The 19,585-nt window shown below is 69.1% G+C and carries 16 protein-coding genes, 5 tRNA genes and 1 pseudogene; 11 read left to right on the plus strand and 11 right to left on the minus strand.

The features are described from left to right. Positions 1 to 176: 176 nt before the first annotated feature. From OG241_RS39825 to OG241_RS39860, 8 genes are all read right to left on the minus strand, one after another. Positions 177 to 749, minus strand: coding sequence for a GTP-binding protein (locus OG241_RS39825; protein ID WP_405822597.1), 573 nt, complete (start codon positions 747 to 749; stop codon positions 177 to 179). Beyond that, positions 730 to 1,317, minus strand: coding sequence for a DUF742 domain-containing protein (locus OG241_RS39830; protein WP_405822599.1), 588 nt, complete (start codon positions 1,315 to 1,317; stop codon positions 730 to 732). Before OG241_RS39830 ends, OG241_RS39825 begins: the two co-directional genes overlap by 20 nt. A 96-nt stretch (positions 1,318 to 1,413) precedes the next feature. Further along, positions 1,414 to 1,827: a roadblock/LC7 domain-containing protein gene (locus OG241_RS39835; protein ID WP_005479603.1), complete on the minus strand. Its 414-nt coding sequence runs from the start codon at positions 1,825 to 1,827 to the stop codon at positions 1,414 to 1,416. A gap of 10 nt (positions 1,828 to 1,837) precedes the next feature. Next, the gene (locus OG241_RS39840) at positions 1,838 to 5,185 is read right to left on the minus strand and encodes a nitrate- and nitrite sensing domain-containing protein (RefSeq protein WP_405822600.1); all 3,348 of its coding nucleotides are present in this window, start codon (positions 5,183 to 5,185) and stop codon (positions 1,838 to 1,840) included. 378 nt (positions 5,186 to 5,563) lie between these two features. Next, positions 5,564 to 6,142: an ATP/GTP-binding protein gene (locus OG241_RS39845; RefSeq protein ID WP_319095066.1), complete on the minus strand. Its 579-nt coding sequence runs from the start codon at positions 6,140 to 6,142 to the stop codon at positions 5,564 to 5,566. Then, on the minus strand, positions 6,123 to 6,521 hold the full coding sequence (locus OG241_RS39850; RefSeq protein WP_006375303.1) for a DUF742 domain-containing protein: 399 nt from the start codon (positions 6,519 to 6,521) through the stop codon (positions 6,123 to 6,125). The genes OG241_RS39845 and OG241_RS39850 overlap by 20 nt, the downstream gene beginning before the upstream one ends. A 108-nt stretch (positions 6,522 to 6,629) precedes the next feature. Next, positions 6,630 to 7,043 (minus strand): roadblock/LC7 domain-containing protein, encoded by a 414-nt coding sequence (locus OG241_RS39855; protein ID WP_044471908.1) that lies wholly within the window; start codon positions 7,041 to 7,043, stop codon positions 6,630 to 6,632. 9 nt (positions 7,044 to 7,052) lie between these two features. Then, entirely contained in the window at positions 7,053 to 10,913 is a 3,861-nt protein-coding gene (locus OG241_RS39860) for a nitrate- and nitrite sensing domain-containing protein (protein WP_405822602.1), read from the minus strand. A 608-nt stretch (positions 10,914 to 11,521) separates the two neighbouring features. Between OG241_RS39860 and OG241_RS39865 the strand changes: the two genes are divergently transcribed. From OG241_RS39865 to gltX, 3 genes are all read left to right on the plus strand, one after another. Then, positions 11,522 to 11,710 carry a hypothetical protein gene (locus OG241_RS39865; protein ID WP_405826691.1) on the plus strand — a complete coding sequence of 63 codons (189 nt, stop codon included), beginning with the start codon at positions 11,522 to 11,524 and terminating at the stop codon, positions 11,708 to 11,710. A gap of 201 nt (positions 11,711 to 11,911) precedes the next feature. Continuing rightward, positions 11,912 to 12,688: a fumarylacetoacetate hydrolase family protein gene (locus OG241_RS39870; protein WP_405822603.1), complete on the plus strand. Its 777-nt coding sequence runs from the start codon at positions 11,912 to 11,914 to the stop codon at positions 12,686 to 12,688. Next, positions 12,681 to 14,165: a glutamate--tRNA ligase gene (gene gltX, locus OG241_RS39875; protein WP_405822605.1), complete on the plus strand. Its 1,485-nt coding sequence runs from the start codon at positions 12,681 to 12,683 to the stop codon at positions 14,163 to 14,165. The genes OG241_RS39870 and gltX overlap by 8 nt, the downstream gene beginning before the upstream one ends. Before the next feature lie 60 nt (positions 14,166 to 14,225). Here the strand turns inward: gltX and OG241_RS39880 are convergent, their stop codons facing one another. Then, positions 14,226 to 14,510, minus strand: a complete 285-nt coding sequence (locus OG241_RS39880; RefSeq protein ID WP_405822606.1) for a type II toxin-antitoxin system RelE/ParE family toxin — start codon at positions 14,508 to 14,510, stop codon at positions 14,226 to 14,228. Between the two features lie 36 nt (positions 14,511 to 14,546). Here OG241_RS39880 and OG241_RS39885 point away from each other — a divergent pair, with 36 nt between their 5' ends. From OG241_RS39885 to OG241_RS39910, 6 genes are all read left to right on the plus strand, one after another. Next, positions 14,547 to 15,287 carry an HAD family hydrolase gene (locus OG241_RS39885; RefSeq protein WP_405822608.1) on the plus strand — a complete coding sequence of 247 codons (741 nt, stop codon included), beginning with the start codon at positions 14,547 to 14,549 and terminating at the stop codon, positions 15,285 to 15,287. A 91-nt stretch (positions 15,288 to 15,378) separates the two neighbouring features. Beyond that, positions 15,379 to 15,450: transfer RNA gene (locus OG241_RS39890), tRNA-Gln, on the plus strand. Positions 15,451 to 15,498: 48 nt separating this feature from the next. Beyond that, positions 15,499 to 15,571: transfer RNA gene (locus tag OG241_RS39895), tRNA-Glu, on the plus strand. A 62-nt stretch (positions 15,572 to 15,633) separates the two neighbouring features. Continuing rightward, positions 15,634 to 15,706 (plus strand) — tRNA-Glu (locus OG241_RS39900). Between the two features lie 20 nt (positions 15,707 to 15,726). Beyond that, positions 15,727 to 15,798: transfer RNA gene (locus OG241_RS39905), tRNA-Gln, on the plus strand. A gap of 44 nt (positions 15,799 to 15,842) precedes the next feature. After that, positions 15,843 to 15,915 (plus strand) — tRNA-Glu (locus tag OG241_RS39910). Between the two features lie 85 nt (positions 15,916 to 16,000). On the opposite strand, the pseudogene OG241_RS39915 reads toward OG241_RS39910, so the two are convergent. Both OG241_RS39915 and ndgR read right to left on the minus strand, forming a co-directional pair. Then, positions 16,001 to 16,354: pseudogene (locus OG241_RS39915) on the minus strand (transcriptional regulator); the annotation flags it as partial. An 89-nt stretch (positions 16,355 to 16,443) separates the two neighbouring features. Continuing rightward, a complete protein-coding gene (gene ndgR / locus OG241_RS39920) occupies positions 16,444 to 17,160 on the minus strand; it encodes an IclR family transcriptional regulator NdgR (protein ID WP_006383662.1) in 717 nt (238 codons plus the stop codon). A 194-nt stretch (positions 17,161 to 17,354) separates the two neighbouring features. On the opposite strand from ndgR, the gene leuC reads away from it, so the two are divergent. Together leuC and leuD are read left to right on the plus strand one after the other, a co-directional pair. Then, positions 17,355 to 18,785: a 3-isopropylmalate dehydratase large subunit gene (gene leuC / locus OG241_RS39925; RefSeq protein ID WP_006383667.1), complete on the plus strand. Its 1,431-nt coding sequence runs from the start codon at positions 17,355 to 17,357 to the stop codon at positions 18,783 to 18,785. A 6-nt stretch (positions 18,786 to 18,791) separates the two neighbouring features. Beyond that, positions 18,792 to 19,385, plus strand: a complete 594-nt coding sequence (gene leuD, locus OG241_RS39930) for a 3-isopropylmalate dehydratase small subunit (protein WP_405822610.1) — start codon at positions 18,792 to 18,794, stop codon at positions 19,383 to 19,385. The last annotated feature ends 200 nt before the right edge of the window (positions 19,386 to 19,585 follow it).

A 19,585-nucleotide genomic window follows, 5' to 3' on the forward strand; every position in this document is an offset into this window, starting at 1 on the left:
AGGGGGCCCTCTCGTATGTACGTCGGCTGCGGGCCGGTGGGGGCTTGTCGCGCAGTTCCCCGCGCCCCTGAAGACGGGGCTGCGCCCCTGTCTTTGTGCGACAAGCCAAAGGGCCGCCGCGGACGGCGTGCAACCGTCCGAGGCAGCCCAGTAGCCGCGCAGTACCTACTACCTACCTACCGCAAACGAGCCATCAGCGCATGCTCCACAAGAGTGATCAGCGCGGACTTGGCATCGGCACGGTGCCGAGCGTCCGTAGTGATGATCGGGGTGTCAGGCCCGATCTGCAGCGCCTCCCGCACCTCGTCCGGGTTGTACGGCTGGCTGCCGTCGAACCCGTTCAGCGCGATCACGAAGGGAAGACCCGAGTTCTCGAAGTAGTCGACCGCCGGGAAGCAGTCGGCGAGACGCCTCGTGTCGACCAGGACGATCGCGCCGCGCACCAGGTCGTCCCACATGAACCAGAAGCGGTCCTGGCCGGGCGTACCGAAGAGGTACAGGATCAGGTCCTGGTCCAGGGTGATGCGGCCGAAGTCCATGGCGACGGTCGTCGTCGTCTTGTCCCCGGTGTGCGTCAGGTCGTCGATGCCCGCGGAGGCGGACGTCATCACGGCCTCGGTACGCAGCGGATTGATCTCCGAGACGGCCCCGACGAACGTGGTCTTGCCCACGCCGAAGCCGCCCGCCACCACGATTTTCGCGGACGTGGTGGAGCGGGAAGGCCCTCCGCTAGAGCTTGCGAAGTCCACTGAGCACCCTTTCGAGCAAAGTCACGTCTGGCTGGCCGCCGGCGCTCTCGTCGCCGCCGGGCTGATGAATGGCGACCAGGCCTGCCTCCGCCAAGTCGGCGACGAGGATCCTGGCCACACCGAGAGGGATGGTCAGCAACGCCGAGATTTCGGCCACCGACTTGATCTCTCGGCAGAGGTTGCAGATTCGCTGATGCTCGGGCAACTGGCCCTGCATCTGGTGCGGCTGCGCAGTGGTGTGCACCAGCGCCTCGATGGCGAGCTGGTAACGCGGGCGCGTCCGGCCGCCGGTCATGGCGTAGGGGCGCACCAGGGGATTACTGGCGCCCCCGGCGGGGGACGCTTCCGGAGAGCGGCGCTGCGGCTGCACAGGCTGGATGCGCGGCGCGGCCGGCTGGTCGTACGGCGACGGCCCGGGACCCTGCGGGTTCTGGGGCGCGTACGGCTGCTGCCGACGGTGGCTCGGTGAGGAGGGGAAGTTGTACCGGTTCTGGTCGCCCTGGCCCTGACCCTGGCCCGGACCGTACGACCAATTACCCGAGGGCGAACCGCCTGGGGGTGTTGCCACTTTCTTCTCCTCCTCCGACTGTGCCGGGCACCGCATCACTGTGGAGCCGCGTCCGAAACCTACCGCCCCGAGACGCCAAAACGCACCGTCTGACTGTTAGTTGAGAAGGCTCCCTTGGAGCTCCGCACGCAGATCGGGTGTCAGGACCGTGCCGGCACGGTCGACCAGAAGCGCCATCTCGTACCCAATGAGACCGATGTCGGCCTCCGGATGTGCAAGCACCGCGAGCGAGGAACCGTCGGATACGGACATGATGAACAGGAATCCCCGCTCCATCTCCACAACCGTCTGATTCACGCTGCCGCCCTCGAAGATGCGCGAGGCACCCGCGGTGAGAGAGGTCAGACCGGAGGCGACAGCGGCGAGCTGGTCCGCACGGTCTCGCGGGAAGCCTTCGGACATCGCCAGCAGGAGTCCGTCGGCGGAGACCACCACCGTGTGCGACACCCCGGGGGTGTTGTCCACGAAATTGGTGATCAACCAGTTCAGGTTCTGCGCCGCCTGGCTCATCGGACTCACACTAACGCTCCTGGTTGTAGGTGCTGTCAGGCCCACCGTGGTGATTCCTGGTGGCCTGGCCGTTCGTCTCACTACCTGCGGTGCGTCCCCGCTGGACGCCCCGGCGCAGGTTGCTCAACCTGCCCCGGATGTCCTCGGGAGCGCGGGACACCGAGGGGCCGCCCTGGAGAGTCGCTTCCGCGGCACCCTCGATCAGGTTGGCCTTCGGTACCCGGCGCGGCAGACCGGAGGAGGTCACCCCGCCCGCCTTGGGCTTGCGGAGCTGTGCGGCCTGCTGCCAGCGCTCGTCGTTCGCCGAGCGCCAGTCGTCGGGATCCTTGCCGTTTCCGTTCCCGTTCGCGTTGCCGTTCTGCTCCGCGGGGGCCGGGGTCGGTGTCTCCTGGTCCACGTGCTGCCGGGAGGTGCCGTTGCTGGTGCCGCTCGTGGTGGATCCACGGCGGGGGAGCCCGGCATCGGTCAGCGCGTGGGCGGCGGAGGGCGCCGGTCCCGGACGGTCGAAGCCTACGTGGTTCCGCTCACTCACGTCAGCGGCCTGCGCGGATTCCGTCTCCGGAGCGTACTCGGAGCGGTGCCCGTTCTGGTAACCGTCCGGCTGCGGCCAGTCATCCTGGTACCGCCGCTCCTCGAAGGCCGAGAAGCTCTCCGGGGCCGCGGCGTGGACCGGGGCGGGCTCTTCCTGGGCGGGCTCCGGGTACGCGGGCTCCGGGTAGCCGCCGTTGCCGTTCGGGGAGGGGTAGCCGCCGTTGCCGTTCGTCGACGGGTACTCGCTGCCGGTCGCCGGGAAGTCGTCCGTCTGAGGGAAACCGCTGTTCCCGTTGAAGTACGGCTCCTCGTACGACGGCTGCTGCCGCTCCTCGTACGCGGTCTGCTGGTCGTAGCTCGCGAAGGGCTCGTTCAGGGCCGAGGCCTGGCCGTCAGGCGCGTTGAAGTCGTCGCCGTACGCGGGGGCCTCGATGGCCTCCTGCTGGCCCGTCTCGGGGTGTGCCTGCGCCTCCAGCTGCGCGCGGCGCTCCTCACGCATCAGGGAGCGGCCCACCGGGTCCAGCTCGCGGATGTCGTCCGGGACCTCGGTGTAGCGGCTGTCGTCGAAGCCGAGCTCGGCCGCCGTACGCATCGGCTGCATCTGGGCGGACTGGAAGTTCTCGCCGACGTACTGCTGCTGCTCGTGCTGCTGCTGCTCGGGGATGATCTGCGAGACGGTGAACTCGTCGCGCTGCAGCTGCTGCTCGCCACCGCCACCGTGGGTGATGGCGTCCGGGAGCATGACCAGCGAGGTGGTGCCGGCCTGCTCGCCCGAGGGGCGGAGCTGGACGCGGATACCGTGCCGGTCGGACAGCCGGCCGACCACGAACAGGCCCATGCGCTGGGAGATCGCGGCGTCCACCGTCGGCGGGTTGGCCAGCTTGTGGTTGATGTCCGCGAAGTCCTCGGCGGTGAGGCCGATGCCCTTGTCGTGGATCTCGACCATGATGCGGCCGTCGGGGAGACGGGTCGCCGTCACCCGGACCTTCGTCTGCGGGGAGGAGAACGTCGTGGCGTTCTCCAGCAGCTCGGCGAGCAGGTGCACGAGGTCGGTGACCGCGCGGCCGTGGATCTCGGCCTCCGGTACGCCCGACAGCTCGACGCGCTCGTACTGCTCCACCTCGGAGGAGGCGGCGCGCAGGACGTCGACCAGCGGGACCGGCTGGTCCCAGCGGCGGCCCGGCTCCTCGCCGGCGAGGACCAGGAGGTTCTCGCCGTTGCGGCGCATACGGGTCGCGAGGTGGTCCAGGCGGAAGAGGTTCTCCAGCTGGTCCGGGTCGGCCTCGTTGTTCTCCAGGTCCGTGATCAGGGTCAGCTGGCCCTCGATCAGGGACTGGTTGCGGCGCGACAGGTTGGTGAAGATCGCGTTGATGTTGCCCCGCAGCAGAGCCTGCTCGGCGGCCAGTCGGACCGCCTCGCGGTGGACCTGGTCGAAGGCTCGGGCGACCTCGCCGATCTCGTCCGTGGTGTTGATGGGGATCGCGGCGACGCGGGTGTCGACGCGTCCGGGGTCGGTACGCGAGAGCTGGTCGACCAGCATCGGCAGACGCTGCTCGGCGATACCGAAGGCGGCGTTGCGCAGCTGGCGCATCGCGCGGCTCATCTGGCGGGCGACCATGCCGGCCAGGATGAACGCGGCGAGCAGGGCCACCAGGACGGCGGCACCCACGATGATGGCGTCGCGCTTGGCGTTGTCCGAGATGGTGGACGCCTCGTTCACGGCCGTCTTGGAGAGGTCGGTCTCCAGCTTGAGGTACGCGTTGTACTTCAGCGTGGTGACCGCCCACCAGTTCTGGGGCGTGATGCCGCTCGCCGCGAGCTTGGCGCGCTCACTGGCGTCGGTCGAGGGGAGCGCGGCCAGGGCCGTGATCATCTGGGTCGGGTCGGACGGCGGCGGGACATAGGTCTCGCCCTTGGACGCGGCGGCCTGGGCGGCCTGCTCGGCCATCGCCTTGCCGTCGGCCGTGACCTTGGCCGACGCGTCCTGAAGCTTCTTGGCGTCCGCCTCGGTACCGCCCGCGATGTACTCCGCGATGGCGATCCGCTCCAGGTACGCGTACGAGGAGAGGGCGATGCGCTGGCTCTGGAAGCTGCTCTCGCTGGGGCCGGGCTTGATCAGCACGTGCATGCCGATGGCCCGCTCCAGCGACACGGAGGCCTTGGTGAGCGAGATGGCGTAGACGGTCCGGCCGTAGCTGGTGATGTTGCCGGTGCCCAGGCCCAGCTCGTTGGAGAACTCCATCAGGGTGTGCGAGATGGCGGTGTAGCTCTCCTCGGACTGCACACCGGTGAGCTTGGAGGTGTAGGCCGCCGCACGGACCGACGCCAGCTGCGGCTCGACCTCGCGGAACAGCTTCAGGCGGCGCTCGAGGCTCGGCTTGTCCGGGATGTCCCGCGTGGCGACGTCGAAGGCGTCGGCCGCCTTGTCGGTGGCCGCGCGGGCCTTGACGACCGTCGCGTCGTCCTCGCCCTTGCCCTGGAGCAGGGGGGCGGCCGTGACGTCGCGCTCCTGGAAGACGGCGTCGCCGTAGACCAGGGCGGCCTGCACGAGGCGCGCGGTCCGCTCCGCGTCCTGGGCCTCCTGCCAGGTGTCGATCGAGCTCTTCACCTGGAAGCCGCCCATGATGAGGCCGACGACCACGGGTATGAGCAGGATCGCGTTCAGCCTGGTCGGCACGCGCCAGTTGCGCGGCGAGAAACGACTGCCGCTAGGAGCGGGGGGCGCCATCGGCTCCGAGCCGGGCACAGCGGCGGACGCCGCTCCGCGCGGCGGCGGGGTGAAGTTGCCCCGGGCCGACGGCTCGGGACCGTTCTTGCTTCGCCTCACTCGACCAACAACCTCTCGGCGGAAGGCACCAACGTTGTGCCGCAGTCTCTCAGAGCCGGTAAGCCAAGGACTCTCCACAGGAGTACGTCTTTGACTATTAGGCAGTTCAGGCATTCCAGCACGTCAGCCTTCGCTCTTCCAAACACCGGAATGCGAAGATCCATAGCGATGTAAGCCCCAGATAAAACGGTCATAAAGAACGAGCCCCGCCAAAAGGCGGGGCCAAGGTGAGCGCAGTGAGACCACGCGACCGCGACGCGTGTCCATACCACCAGATATCTCTGTCGAAACGTTATGAACGCCGGGGCCGACCGTGTCAAAGGCCACAGTCGGCTCCGGTGTATCTACGACAACTGCCGTAGCGCATCGTTGACTTGGTTACCGAAGACGGGCCATGAGCGCGTGCTCGACCAGCGTGATCAGCGCACTCTTCGCGTCCGAGCGGTGCCGGGCGTCCGTCGTGATGATCGGGGCGTCCGGGCCGATCTGGAGCGCCTCGCGCACCTCTTCGGGGTTGTACGGCTGGTGCCCGTCGAAGCCGTTGAGGGCGATGACGAAGGGCAGGCCGCTGTTCTCGAAGTAGTCGACCGCGGGAAAACAGTCCGCGAGCCGGCGGGTGTCGACCAGGACCACGGCGCCGATCGCGCCGCGCACCAGGTCGTCCCACATGAACCAGAAACGGTCCTGACCCGGCGTACCGAAGAGGTACAGGATCAGGTCCTGGTCCAGGGTGATACGGCCGAAGTCCATGGCCACCGTGGTGGTGGTCTTGTCCCCGGTGTGGGTGAGGTCGTCGATACCCGCCGAGGCCGACGTCATGACGGCCTCGGTACGCAGCGGGTTGATCTCCGAGACGGCGCCCACGAACGTGGTCTTGCCCACGCCGAACCCACCCGCGACCACGATCTTCGCGGAGGTGGTGGCCCGGCCCCCGCCGTCAGAGCTTGCGAAGTCCACTGAGCACCCTTTCGAGCAGTGTCACCGCTGGTGCACCGCCGTTGTTCTCGTCGCCGCCCGGCTGGTGGATGGCGACCAGTCCGGCCTCGGCGAGGTCCGCGACGAGGATGCGGGCCACACCGAGGGGCATGGCCAGGAGAGCCGACACCTCTGCCACCGACTTGACCTCACGGCACAGGTGGCAGATGCGCTGGTGCTCCGGAAGGAGTCCCATCAGCTGGGCCGGATCGGCGGTCGTGCTGATCAGCGCCTCGATGGCGAGCTGGTAGCGCGGCCGGGTCCGGCCGCCGGTCATGGCGTACGGCCTTACCAGCGGCTGGTCGCCCTCGTCCTCGTACGTATGAGCGTACGGATCATGAGAGGCGGTGGGCGGGGTCATGAATCCTCCGGGCGGGACAGCGTCGGTCAGTCGTGCCGTCTGACGAGGCCGGTGGGGGAGATGTGGCGGCCGGACGGTGTTTTGGTGAGACGGGTGGATCCGGAGCGGTCAGTGGAGCAGACTGCCCTGTAGTTCGGCACGCAGGTCGGGGGTGAGCACTGCGCCCGCCCGGTCGACCAGGAGCGCCATCTCGTAGCCGACAAGGCCGATGTCGCAGTCCGGGTGGGAGAGGACCGCCAACGACGATCCGTCCGAAACGGACATGAGGAAGAGGAAGCCCCGCTCCATCTCGACGACCGTCTGAGCCACCGTGCCGCCCTCGAAGATGCGCGAGGCACCCGCGGTGAGCGACGTGAGCCCGGAGGCGACGGCGGCGAGCTGGTCGGCGCGGTCACGTGGGAAGCCCTCCGACATGGCCAGAAGGAGGCCGTCGGCGGACACGACGACTGTGTGGGACACACCTGGGGTGTTGTCCACGAAGTTGGTTATCAACCAGTTGAGGTTCTGTGCCGCCTGGCTCATCTGGCTCAACTAACGCTCCTGCTGGTGAGTGGGGCTGGGGAAGCTGCCCGTCTGGTCGGAGCCGCTACCGGCCTGCCGACCCTGGGCGATGCCCCTACGGAGATTGGTCAGCCGGCCGCGCACGTCATCGGGCGCACGCGAAACCGCCGGACCGCTTTGGTGCTGTTGCTGCTGAGCCGTACCCGGTACGAGGTTCGCACGCGGGACCCGGCGCGGAAGGCCGGAAGTCGTGACGCCACCGGCGGCCGGCTGGCGGACCCGCTCGGCCTGCCGTACCAGCTCGTCGTTCGGCGAGGTACGCCAGGAGCCGGTGGCCGCAGGCGCGGTCGCCGGACGCGGGGGAGCCGGCACGGAGGACGGCTGCGAGAGCGCCGAACCGTTGTTGCCGGCGCCGTTGCTGGTGCCGTTGGCCTGCGGTCGGCCGCCCTGCGGCTGCCCCTGCTGACCCTGCCCGTGGAACCAGTTGGTCTCCAGGGTGTCGTACAGCGGCGTCCGCCCGTCACCGGGACCGCTGGCCGGGGGCAGTGCCTCCGGCTGCGGCGGGACCGGCGGGCGAGGGCCGCCGAAGTCGGCAGGACCACGCCCGGCGCCCGGCTGCGGGCGCTCGAACTGGCCGGTCGACGAGGCGTCCTGCTGACGGCGCGGCACCGGGCCCCGGCTGTCGAGGCCGGAAGGCGCGGGGAACTGGCCGGTCGAGCCGGAGGTGTATCCGGTCGGCGCGGGGAACTGGCCCGTGGAGCCGTTGTCGTAGGACGACGGCGTGAACTGCCCGTTGCCCTGCGGGTTCTGCTGTCCGCCGGGCGGGGTGCCGAAGACGTCCGAGCGGACGTACGAGCCGTTGTTCTGCTGGCCGTTGCCGTCACCGGAGCCGTTGTAGCCGGGCAGCGGGAACTGGCCGGTGTCCGAAGGGCCGCCGGGACGCGGGGCGTTGTAGTCGGGGCGGGCGAACTCGGAGGTGGCGGCCGCGTTCTGGGGACTGTCCAGGCGCGGAACCGCGGGCAGCTCCGACGTCGCGGCCGGGCCGTGCCGGTCGTCGATGCGCGGCATCCGTGAGGTGGAGTCCGGCTCCTCGTGACCGCGCGGGGTGTCCAGCGAGGCACGCGGCACCGGGGGCTGCGCGTTCTCGTCGCTCCAGCTCGGGCGCGACGGAGCGTTGCCTCCGGGCAGCTCCGGACGCGCACCGCCACGCGGCGGAAGCTGCGGACGACGACCGCCGCCCTGTCCCTCCGCGCGCTGCGGGGGTACGGGGCCACGCGAGCCGCCGAACGCGTCCTGCGGTCCGCTGCTGTTGCCGAAGGCGTCCTGGCCCTGACGTGCGCCGGGGCCGTCACCGAAGCCGCCCGCGGCCTGGAGGCCCTGCGGGGCACCCGGCGCCTGGCCGCCGAAGCTGCCCGCGCCGGCCGGAGCCGGCCTGCCGTTCTGCTGAGGAGCACCCGGACCCTGCGGTCCACGGGGTGCTCCGCCCGAGCCACCCGGGCGACCGCCCGCGTCGCGGCCGGGCAGCGCGGCGCGCGCACCCTGGCCGGAGCCGACCTGGCCGCGCGGAGCGGCACCGGCGCCGAGGAGCCCGCCACCGGCGGACGCGCCCTGGCCACCGCGGCGGGCCGCGGCCACACCGGCGGCTGCCTGCGCGGCGGCGGGACCGCCCGCGGGGGCACCGCCCTGGCCGGCCTTGCCCGGAGCGGGCTTCTTGCCGCCCTGGGCGACGTCGACGGGGAGCATGACCAGCGCGGTCGTACCACCGGAGTCGGACGGACGCAGCTGGATACGGATGCCGTGACGCTGCGAGAGGCGGCCGACCACGAACAGACCCATGCGGCGGGAGACCGACACGTCCACGGTGGGCGGTGCGGCGAGCCGCTCGTTGATCGCCGCGAGGTCCTCGGGCGAGAGGCCGATGCCGGTGTCGTGGATCTCGATCAGGACGCGGCCGTCGGGCAGCGCGTGACCGGTGACCTTGACCTTGGTCTGCGGGGAGGAGAACGACGTGGCGTTCTCCAGCAGCTCGGCGAGCAGGTGCACGAGGTCGTTGACCACTCGGCCGGCGACCTCGGTGGTCGGGACCGAGGAGAGTTCGATGCGCTCGTACTGCTCCACCTCGGAGGCGGCGGCACGGAGTACGTCGACCAGCGGGACCGGGCGGGTCCAGCGGCGGCCGGGCTCCTCACCGGCGAGGACGAGAAGGTTCTCGCCGTTCCGGCGCATACGGGTCGCGAGGTGGTCGAGCTTGAAGAGAGAGGACAGCTGGTCCGGGTCGGCCTCGCGGGACTCCAGTTCGGAGATGAGCGACAGCTGACGCTGGATGAGGCCCTGGGAGCGGCGCGAGAGGTTGGTGAACATCGCGTTGACGTTGCCTCGCAGAAGGGCCTGCTCGGCGGCGAGGCGGACGGCCTCGCGGTGCACGTCGTCGAAGGCCGCGGCCACCTGGCCGATCTCGTCCCGGGAGTGCACACCGACCGACTCGACGGACGTGTCGACGTCCTGGGGGTCGGACTCGGACAGCTGCTTGACCAGCTCGGGCAGCCGGTCCTGGGCGACCTTGGTCGCGGTGTCCTGGAGCCGGCGCAGCGAGCGGATCATGGACCGGGCGACGACGAAGGCGCCGACCAGCGAGACACCGAGCACGAGAAGGATCAGCGCACCCGAGATGATCGCTTCGCGCTCGGCCTCGTTGCGCAACTCACGAGCCTTCTGCTCCATCTCGCTGAGCAGCGTGATCTCGATGGTCTTCATCTGCTGGATCTTCGACGAGTCGGCGTCGACCCAGTCCTTGTAGGAGCGCCGCTGCAGCCCCTGGATGCCGTCCTTGCTCTGCAGGATGCGCTTGGCGTAGAGGTCGGCCGCCGTGATCGTCGGGCTGCCGTCGTCGATCGGCTTGAGGAGTTCCTCGGAGCCGTTGCCGTAGATGCTGATGAAGCTCTTGAGCTCGGAGTCCTGGCTGCTCAGCGCCGATTCGGCGTAGAGCCGGTCGTTCTCCGACAGCCGACCGACCGTCTTGTTGTCCTCGGGCAGCGCCGCGGCGATGACCGCACGCTGGACGGACGCGTACTCCTTGGCCGAGGAGAAGGCGGCCAGGGCGCGGGTACGCGTGATCATCTCGGGGTTGCTGGTCGCCTCGGCCATGTCCTGGGAGAGTTCGAGCAGCTGGGTGACGAGGCGGTGGTAGGACTCGACCGTCTGTGTCGAGTTGTTCCTGTCCTCGTAGGCGTTGCTGCGGATCTCGCTGAGGTCGGTCAGCTGGGCGACGAGACCGACGAGGCTCTCGCGAACACCCTCGAGGTTGCCGCTGCGGCTGGCGGAGTCGATCTCCTCCGAGCCGTCGATGAAGTTGGCCAGGGCGCGGTCGGTCTTGTCGCGTACGCCCTTGACGCTGTAGTCGTTCGCCGACTGGCCGTGCGCGAGCGGACCGGCCGACTGGTCGCGCTCCTCCTGGAGCGCGGCGGAGAGCTCGGTCGCCTGCTTGGTGATGTCGGTCAGCAGCCGCATGTTGTCGAGCTGCTGGATGTCGTCCATGTTGTCGCTGATGCGCAGCGCGCCCAGCGAGGTCGCCGCCACCACGGGGAGCGCGAGCAGCGAGACCAGGCGCGTCGAGATGCGCCAGTTCCGCAGAGCTATTCGCGTTCCGGGGCCGCTCGGGCCCTTGGCGGGCTTCACGGGCGGTGTGGCGGCGGGCGAGCCGGTGACCGCGCCCTTGCCGCCGGCTCCGCCGGGCGCACCACTGCCAAGGCGTGCCGAGCGCTCGCCGTTGTCGCCGGTCAGAGCTGCCTGGCCCGCGTTCTGGGCGTGCTGGGGGGAGGAACCGTTACCGGCTCCGCTGTGTGGCTCCGGCTCCGCCGAAGCGCTGCCATCCCTCTTGAAACGTCCCTGCACTAGCGTCGCAACCTCTGGACCAGGCGCCCTTCCGCGTGAACGGACGGACGGTGTCGGCGTATAAGGGGCGCCCTGAAAAACGCCCCCCATGGTGGTCGTGAGTGACCTGGCGCGGTTCCCCTCTCACGTGCCGCCGCTCGGCGCTGCTTCGCGCCCCCTGTGCGCCGGCTCGTGTCCCGCGGCGGTCCGTGGAATTCCAGCACAGTGCCGGATCTCCAACAAGGCCAATGGGTCACGGTGTGACGACGATGACGCCTCGTGAGCGTCGCGTCACGAGGCGTAGAAAGCGATTCGGTACATACCGGACGAAATCCCACGAGTCACATGGGAAGTCGGGGTGTCCAGGTCGCCATGATCAGGAGCGGAATGAGGGCTTCAGTAAAGCAATGTCCGTTTCGTGGAGGGGGGTCAAGGGTCGGAATTGACCGGATTGCCCATGGATTCGTGAGGAAACTCACACGCTGTTCAAGGGGTCTCCGTGACTTCCCCGGGGAATCGCATGTTTAGCCTGACGCTTTACAGAGATGGCAAATCCGACAACCCGCGCGCGGACGACGGCTTCCCGCCTCGCCGAGCGCCCGGACACGACAGGGTCGAGGACTACAACAGTGAAGACGACGACGATGTTCCGCAACATCGCAAACCCGCGGCGCACGACGCTGGCGCACCTGACGGACGCCGACGAGCTGACGCCCGTGGAGCGGCCGGAGCACTCCGTTGACCTCCCCACGCAGACCGCCAACCCCCGTCGCACCATTCTCATGGACGCCCCGGTCGCGGCCTCCGTCGCGGAGTAGTACGCGCGAGCACCGCCCGGTCACTCAGGGCGGATGTCATGAATGTCAGCCTGTCAAGGGCGCCTCTGCCCCCCGTACCCGGTTCCCGGTCGTACGAAGGTCACGGGCGCCCTCGCGTTTATTGCGCGGGACGCCCACCCGTGGCGCGTTAGCCTGGACCGTCAGACTCCAGCCGGACCAGCGAAGGGGCGCAGGAATCCCGTGCGCATCGCCAGATTCTCCATCGACGGGAACGTCGCCTTCGGCGCTGTCGAGGGCGACAAGCCGGACGAACTAGTCCTAGACATCATCAAGGGCATCCCGTTCGCCGACTTCGAGCTCTCCGGCACGAAGGTCCCCCTCGACAAGGTCCGGCTGCTGCCGCCGGTGCTCCCCAACAAGGTTGTCGCCTACGGCCGCAACTACGCGGAACACGCGAGGGAACTCGGCAACGAGGTGCCCGACGCCCCGTTCGCCTTCTTCAAGCCGTCCACCTCGGTGATCGGCTCCGGCGACGACATCCAGTACCCCTCCTTCTCCGAGGAACTGCACCACGAGGCCGAACTCGCCGTGGTCATCGGCCGGATGTGCCGCGAGGTCCCGCGCGAGCGCGTCAAGGACGTCATCCTCGGCTACACCTGCGCCAACGACATCACCGCGCGGGACGTGCAGAAGCGCGAGAAGCAGTGGGCGCGGGCCAAGGGCTTCGACACCAGCTGCCCCCTCGGCCCCTGGATCGAGACGGACCTCGACCCGTCCGACTTGACCATCCAGCTCACGGTCAACGGCGAGCAGCGCCAACTGGGCCGCACCAGCGAGATGATCCACTCCATCGAGGATCTGATCGTCAACATCACCGAGGCCATGACGCTGCTCCCCGGCGACGTGATCCTCACGGGCACCCCGGCAGGCGTCGGACCGCTCACCGTCGGCGACGAGGTCGCCGTCACCATCGAAGGCATCGGCACTCTCACCAACAAGGTTGTCAAGCGTGGCTAGCGCACCCGCCCCCGCCGTCCGAGTACGGTTCTGCCCGTCGCCCACCGGTAACCCGCACGTGGGCCTGGTCCGTACGGCCCTGTTCAACTGGGCGTACGCCCGCCACACCGGCGGCACCTTCGTCTTCCGCATCGAGGACACCGACGCGGCCCGCGACTCCGAGGAGTCGTACGAGCAGCTGCTGGACTCGCTGCGCTGGCTGGGCTTCGACTGGGACGAGGGCCCCGAGCTGGGCGGCCCGCACGCCCCGTATCGCCAGTCGCAGCGCATGGACATCTACAAGGACGTGGCGGCCAAGCTCCTGGAAGCGGGCCACGCCTACTACTGCTACTGCTCCACGGAGGAGCTGGACACCCGCCGCGACGCCGCCCGCGCGGCCGGCAGGCCCTCCGGCTACGACGGCCACTGCCGCGCACTGACCGACGAGCAGGTGTCGGCGTACACCGCCGAGGGCCGCACGCCGATCGTCCGCTTCCGGATGCCTGACGAGACGATCACCTTCACGGACCTGGTCCGCGGTGAACTGACCTTCACGCCCGAGAACGTCCCGGACTACGGGATCGTACGAGCCAACGGCGCACCCCTGTACACGCTGGTCAACCCGGTCGACGACGCGCTGATGGAGATCACGCACGTCCTGCGCGGCGAGGACCTCCTGTCGTCCACGCCCCGCCAGATCGCCCTGTATAAGGCGCTGACCGAACTGGGCATCGCGAAGTCGACGCCCGCCTTCGGGCACCTGCCGTACGTGATGGGCGAGGGCAACAAGAAGCTCTCGAAGCGCGACCCGGAGTCGTCGCTCAACCTCTACCGGGAGCGTGGCTTCCTCCCGGAGGGCCTGCTCAACTACCTCTCCCTGCTGGGCTGGTCGCTCTCCGCCGACCAGGACATCTTCGGCATCGACGAGATGGTCGCCGCCTTCGACGTGTCGGACGTGAACCCCAGCCCGGCCCGCTTCGACCTGAAGAAGTGCGAGGCGATCAACGCCGACCACATCAGGCTGCTGGACGTGAAGGACTTCACCGAGCGCTGCGCACCGTGGCTCCGGGCCCCCTTCGCCCCCTGGGCGCCGGAGGACTTCGACGAGGCGAAGTGGCAGGCCATCGCCCCGCACGCCCAGACCCGCCTCAAGGTCCTCTCCGAGATCACGGACAACGTCGACTTCCTGTTCCTGCCCGAGCCCGCCTCCGACGAGGCGTCCTGGGCGAAGGCGATGAAGGAAGGCAGCGACGCGCTCCTGATCACGGCGAGGGAGAAGCTGGAGGCCGCCGACTGGTCCTCCGCCGAGTCCCTGAAGGAGGCCGTCCTGGCCGCCGGCGAGGCCCACGGCCTCAAGCTCGGCAAGGCCCAGGCCCCGGTCCGCGTGGCCGTCACCGGCCGCACGATCGGCCTGCCCCTCTTCGAGTCCCTGGAAATCCTGGGCAAGGAGAAGACCCTGACCCGCATCGACGCGGCACTGGCCAGGCTGGCGGCGTAGCACCCGTTCACGTTCGAGGGGCGGCACCCGGGAGTTCCGGGTGCCGCCCCTCGAACGTGGTCACTGTGCGTCGGCTTCGTCGATCAGATACTGGCTTTCGTCGAAGATCCAGACAACGACAACGACCATGATCGCGCCGGCCACCACGTATTCCAGCAACACACCAGGGGCCACATAGGCCTTGCGCAGATTGTCGTCCGGCCCCAGCGGTGCGGTCGACGCCTTCCGATACGGGTCGCGGGCCAGTATCCGCACAGCCCTGTCCAGCTGGGCTCGACGCTCGCCGGGCAGGCCGTCGTAGGACGCACGGGCCTCGACGGTGAACTGGACTCGGTACTCGCTCATGCACTCAGTGTGCCAGCCCGCGATACCGTCGAGGACATGAGCATTCGTGCGGTGGTCTGGGACGTCGACGACACTCTGTTCAACTACACCGCTGCCGACCTTGCCGGGATGCGGCAGCATCTGGTGGCCGAGGGGCTGCTGGAGGCACAAGGAAGCGCCGACCGGGCCCTCCTGCGCTGGCGGGAGATCACCGACGCCCAGTGGGCGCGGTTCGCGGCCGGGGAGATCGGCTTCCAGGAGCAGCGCCGGGACCGCGTACGGGTGTTCCTGGGCGAGGAGCTGACCGACGCCGAGGCGGACGCCTGGTTCGACCGCTACATCGGGCACTACGAGACCGCCTGGGCGCTCTTCCCGGACGTGCTGCCCGTCCTCGACCTGCTCGCCGCCAGCCACCGGCACGGCGTGCTCTCCAACTCCAGCATCCGGGTACAGGAACGCAAGCTGCGCGTGCTCGGCGTCCGCGACCGCTTCGAGTCCGTCCTGTGCGCGGCCGAGCTGGGCGTCCACAAACCTGACGCCCAGGCGTTCCACGCCGCCTGCGACGCCCTGGGCCTGCCTCCGGAGCAGGTGGCGTACGTCGGTGATCATCCGGAGATCGACGGGCGGGGCGCGGCCGACGCCGGGATGCTCTCCGTGTGGATCGACCGCAGCGACCGTGACGGCCTCGGAGCCGCCGAGCGGGCCGCCGCCGGCCCGCACCGGATCGCCTCCCTCGCCGAACTGCCCGCGATCCTCGGCGCCGATACCCGTTTTGGAGCGCCGTCCACCTTCGGGTAATGTTCTTCCTGCGCCGCCGGAGAGCGGGCCGAAAGGCCGGGAACCGGAGGCGCAAGCTAGAACAGAAGCTCCGCAGGGGCTCGCGTTCCAGTGGCCTATGGTGTAATTGGCAGCACGACGGTTTCTGGTTCCGTTAGTCTTGGTTCGAGTCCAGGTAGGCCAGCTCGCAGATTGCTTCAAATCTGCACTCGTGGAGACCAGCTCCACACAAGCCCCCGTTGTGTAGCGGCCTAGCACGCTGCCCTCTCACGGCAGTAGCGCCGGTTCGAATCCGGTCGGGGGTACAGATCCTTCCCGGAGGGTCAGTTCGGGTCGCACCCTCTGACTCTCACGCAGGATCGCTAGGGCCCCCGTTGTGTAGCGGCCTAGCACGCTGCCCTCTCACGGCAGTAGCGCCGGTTCGAATCCGGTCGGGGGTACGCTTTACCTTGAATCACCTTGGTCTATGGTGTAATTGGCAACACTACGGTTTCTGGTACCGTCATTCTTGGTTCGAGTCCAGGTAGACCAGCTCGGATCTGCGGCGATGTAGTCTTCACCGCTTGCAAGATCCTCGCCCCCGTTGTGTAGCGGCCTAGCACGCTGCCCTCTCACGGCAGTAGCGCCGGTTCGAATCCGGTCGGGGGTACGTCAGTGCACGGTGGCCCTCCGCTTCGGCGGGGGGCCACTTCGCATGTGCGGGCACGTCCGGCCAGGTGCCCGGCCATACCTCCCTACAGCCCATAGCGCCGCGCCGACTCCTCCTCCTGTGCCAGCCGGTGCAGTGCTGTGAGCACCGGTTCGAAGAGCACGGTCGCCGCGACCGCCGTCTCGACCCGCTCCGCGTCCGACGTGTGCGTCTCCAGATAGTCCAGGTCCCGTCTCGCCACCTGGTGCATCAACTCCGCGTACGGCGCCATCAGTTCGGCGTCCCAGGAATACCCCAGCCGGATCAGCGCGGCCACCGCCACCACCAGCGAGCGGTGCACGGGGGAGAGGGGACTCAGCTCACGCGCGGTCTCCCAGCCGAGGCTCACCAGCAGCCGGTCCACCTCCCGGCGGGCGGCCACCACCGCAGGGTCCTCCTCAGAAGCCCCGGACATGGAAGTGCCCTCGGGGAAACGGCCTGCCGCGGCGTTGAGGCCTGCCGGGTTCCCGAGGGCGTACGTCTTCGAGGTCAGCCCGTGCGGCGCAGGGCCTCCGAGAGGCGGCCGGCCGCGTCGATGACCGCCTGGGCGTGCATACGGCCGGGGTGACGGGTCAGACGCTCGATGGGGCCGGAGACCGACACGGCCGCCACCACGCGGTTCGACGGGCCCCGGACCGGCGCGGAGACCGAGGCGACGCCCGGTTCGCGCTCGCCGATCGACTGGGCCCAGCCCCGGCGGCGTACGCCCGACAGTGCTGTCGCCGTGAAACGGGCGCCCTGAAGGCCGCGGTGCAGACGCTCCGGCTCCTCCCACGCCATCAGGATCTGGGCCGACGAGCCAGCCTTCATCGTGAGCGTCGAGCCGACCGGGACCGTGTCCCTGAGGCCCGAGAGGCGCTCGGCCGCGGCGACGCAGATACGCATGTCGCCCTGGCGGCGGTAGAGCTGCGCGCTCTCGCCCGTCAGGTCGCGGAGGTGGGTGAGCACCGGGCCGGCGGTCGCGAGAAGGCGGTCCTCGCCGGCTGCCGCCGCCAGTTCCGCAAGCCTGGGGCCGAGGATGAAACGGCCCTGCATGTCGCGCGCCACCATGCGGTGGTGTTCCAAGGCCACGGCGAGACGATGTGCCGTGGGTCGTGCGAGCCCGGTCGCCGCGACCAGACCCGCGAGGGTGGCCGGACCGGACTCCAGAGCGCTCAGGACAAGGGCTGCCTTGTCCAGAACGCCGACGCCGCTACTGTTGTCCATGAAACGATACTCGCGTCTCACTCTGTGAAACGCAAGTTCATTTTCCGGTGGAACGCGCCACTCTGGAAGACACAGCGGCCCGCCGACCAACGGGCCCGGCGGCGGATGTCCGGACAAGGGGTACGGACGGACGCCTCCACAAGATCTCTATCTAGATGGGCCGGCGCCCGCACCGGCCGGCTGGAGGGAAAGCGATGGGTAGGACACTCGCGGAGAAGGTCTGGGACGACCACGTCGTCCGGCGCGCCGAGGGCGAGCCCGACCTCCTCTTCATCGACTTGCACCTGCTGCACGAGGTGACCAGCCCGCAGGCCTTCGACGGCCTGCGCCAGAACGGCCGTAAGGTGCGGCGCCTCGACCTCACCATCGCGACCGAGGACCACAACACCCCGACCCTCGACATCGACAAGCCCATCGCCGACCCGGTCTCCCGGGTCCAGCTGGAGACGCTGCGCAAGAACTGCGCCGACTTCGGTGTACGGCTGCACCCGCTGGGCGACGTCGAGCAGGGTGTCGTCCACGTGGTGGGACCGCAGCTGGGACTGACCCAGCCCGGCACCACCGTGGTCTGCGGCGACTCCCACACCTCCACGCACGGCGCCTTCGGCGCGCTGGCGTTCGGTATCGGCACCTCGCAGGTCGAGCATGTGCTGGCCACCCAGACGCTGCCGCTGGCCCGCCCCAGGACCATGGCCATCACGGTCGAGGGCGAGCTGCCCGACGGTGTCACCGCCAAGGACCTGATCCTCGCGATCATCGCGAAGATCGGTACCGGCGGCGGCCAGGGCTACATCCTGGAGTACCGCGGCTCCGCCATCGAGAAGCTCTCGATGGAGGCCCGGATGACCATCTGCAACATGTCGATCGAGGCCGGTGCCCGCGCGGGCATGATCGCCCCCGACGAGACCACCTTCGAGTACCTCAAGGGCCGCCCGCACGCCCCCGCCGACGCGGACTGGGACGCGGCGGTGGAGTACTGGAAGACGCTGCGCACCGACGACGACGCGGAATTCGACGCCGAGGTCGTCATCGACGGCGCCGCGCTGTCGCCGTTCGTCACCTGGGGCACCAACCCCGGTCAGGGCGCACCCCTTTCGGCGGACGTCCCCGACCCCGCTTCGTACGAAGACGCTTCGGAGCGCCTCGCCGCCGAAAAGGCCCTGGAATACATGGGGTTGGAGGCCGGCCAGTCGCTGCGCTCCATCAAGGTGGACACCGTCTTCGTAGGTTCCTGCACCAACGGCCGCATCGAGGACCTGCGCGCCGCAGCCGAGATCGTCGGGGGCCGCAAAGTCGCCGACGGCGTACGGATGCTGGTCGTCCCCGGTTCGGTGCGGGTCGGTCTGCAGGCCGTCTCCGAGGGCCTGGACGTGGTCTTCAAGGAGGCCGGCGCCGAATGGCGGCATGCGGGCTGCTCGATGTGCCTGGGCATGAACCCCGACCAGCTGGCCCCCGGTGAGCGCTCCGCGTCCACCTCCAACCGCAACTTCGAGGGCAGGCAGGGCAAGGGCGGCCGTACGCACCTGGTGTCGCCGCAGGTCGCCGCCGCGACGGCCGTGCTGGGCCACCTGGCCTCCCCGGCCGACCTGTCCGACGCCGACACCCGTACGCCCGCTGGAGTCTGATCAGCCATGGAAGCATTCACCACGCACACCGGCCGGGCCGTCCCGCTGCGTCGCAGCAACGTCGACACCGACCAGATCATCCCTGCTCACTGGCTCAAGAAGGTCACGCGGGACGGGTTCGAGGACGGGCTGTTCGAGGCCTGGCGCAAGGACGAGAACTTCGTCCTCAACCGCCCCGAGCGCAAGGGCGCCACGGTCCTGGTCGCCGGCCCCGACTTCGGTACGGGCTCCTCGCGCGAGCACGCCGTCTGGGCGCTGCAGAACTACGGCTTCAAGACCGTCATCTCCTCGCGCTTCGCCGACATCTTCCGCGGCAACTCGCTCAAGAACGGCCTGCTCACGGTGGTTCTGGAGCAGAAGATCGTGGACGCGCTCCAGGAGCTGACGGAGAACGACCCGCAGACCGAGATCACGGTCGACCTGGAGGCCCGCGAAGTGCGCGCCGAGGGCATCACCGCGGCCTTCGAACTCGACGAGAACGCCCGTTGGCGGCTGCTGAACGGGCTGGACGACATCTCCATCACCCTGCAGAACGAGGGCGAGATCTCGGCGTACGAGGCGAAGCGGCCCTCGCACAAGCCGTGGACGCTCAAGGTCTGAGTCGGAAGACCTCTTGCGTCTGAGCCGCAACGCCCTTCGCAAGTAGAGTTTCGGCCACTGCAACACCCCGGCTGTACCCCCGATCGCCACGATTGGGGGTACAGCTGTTTCTGCCTCCGGACCCTCTCCAGCACTGCACCGGACCTCCCCAACTTCCCATGTTAGAAAGGGTGTTGATGGGGTACCCGGGTCTTGACAAC

Origin of the sequence: Streptomyces sp. NBC_01390 (assembly GCF_045040105.1) — a bacterium.
Taxonomy (GTDB): Bacteria; Actinomycetota; Actinomycetes; order Streptomycetales; family Streptomycetaceae; genus Streptomyces.

What these genes read in the sequence shown, in the direction of transcription:
- OG241_RS39835 (WP_005479603.1), bottom strand. Translation starts at nt 1,827, where the DNA reads ATGAGCCAGGCGGCGCAGAACCTGAACTGGTTGATCACCAATTTCGTG.
- OG241_RS39850 (WP_006375303.1), bottom strand. Translation starts at nt 6,521, where the DNA reads ATGACCCCGCCCACCGCCTCTCATGATCCGTACGCTCATACGTACGAG.
- OG241_RS39855 (WP_044471908.1), bottom strand. Translation starts at nt 7,043, where the DNA reads ATGAGCCAGGCGGCACAGAACCTCAACTGGTTGATAACCAACTTCGTG.
- leuD (WP_405822610.1), top strand. Translation starts at nt 18,792, where the DNA reads ATGGAAGCATTCACCACGCACACCGGCCGGGCCGTCCCGCTGCGTCGC.
- OG241_RS39885 (WP_405822608.1), top strand. Translation starts at nt 14,547, where the DNA reads ATGAGCATTCGTGCGGTGGTCTGGGACGTCGACGACACTCTGTTCAAC.
- OG241_RS39880 (WP_405822606.1), bottom strand. Translation starts at nt 14,510, where the DNA reads ATGAGCGAGTACCGAGTCCAGTTCACCGTCGAGGCCCGTGCGTCCTAC.
- leuC (WP_006383667.1), top strand. Translation starts at nt 17,355, where the DNA reads ATGGGTAGGACACTCGCGGAGAAGGTCTGGGACGACCACGTCGTCCGG.
- ndgR (WP_006383662.1), bottom strand. Translation starts at nt 17,160, where the DNA reads ATGGACAACAGTAGCGGCGTCGGCGTTCTGGACAAGGCAGCCCTTGTC.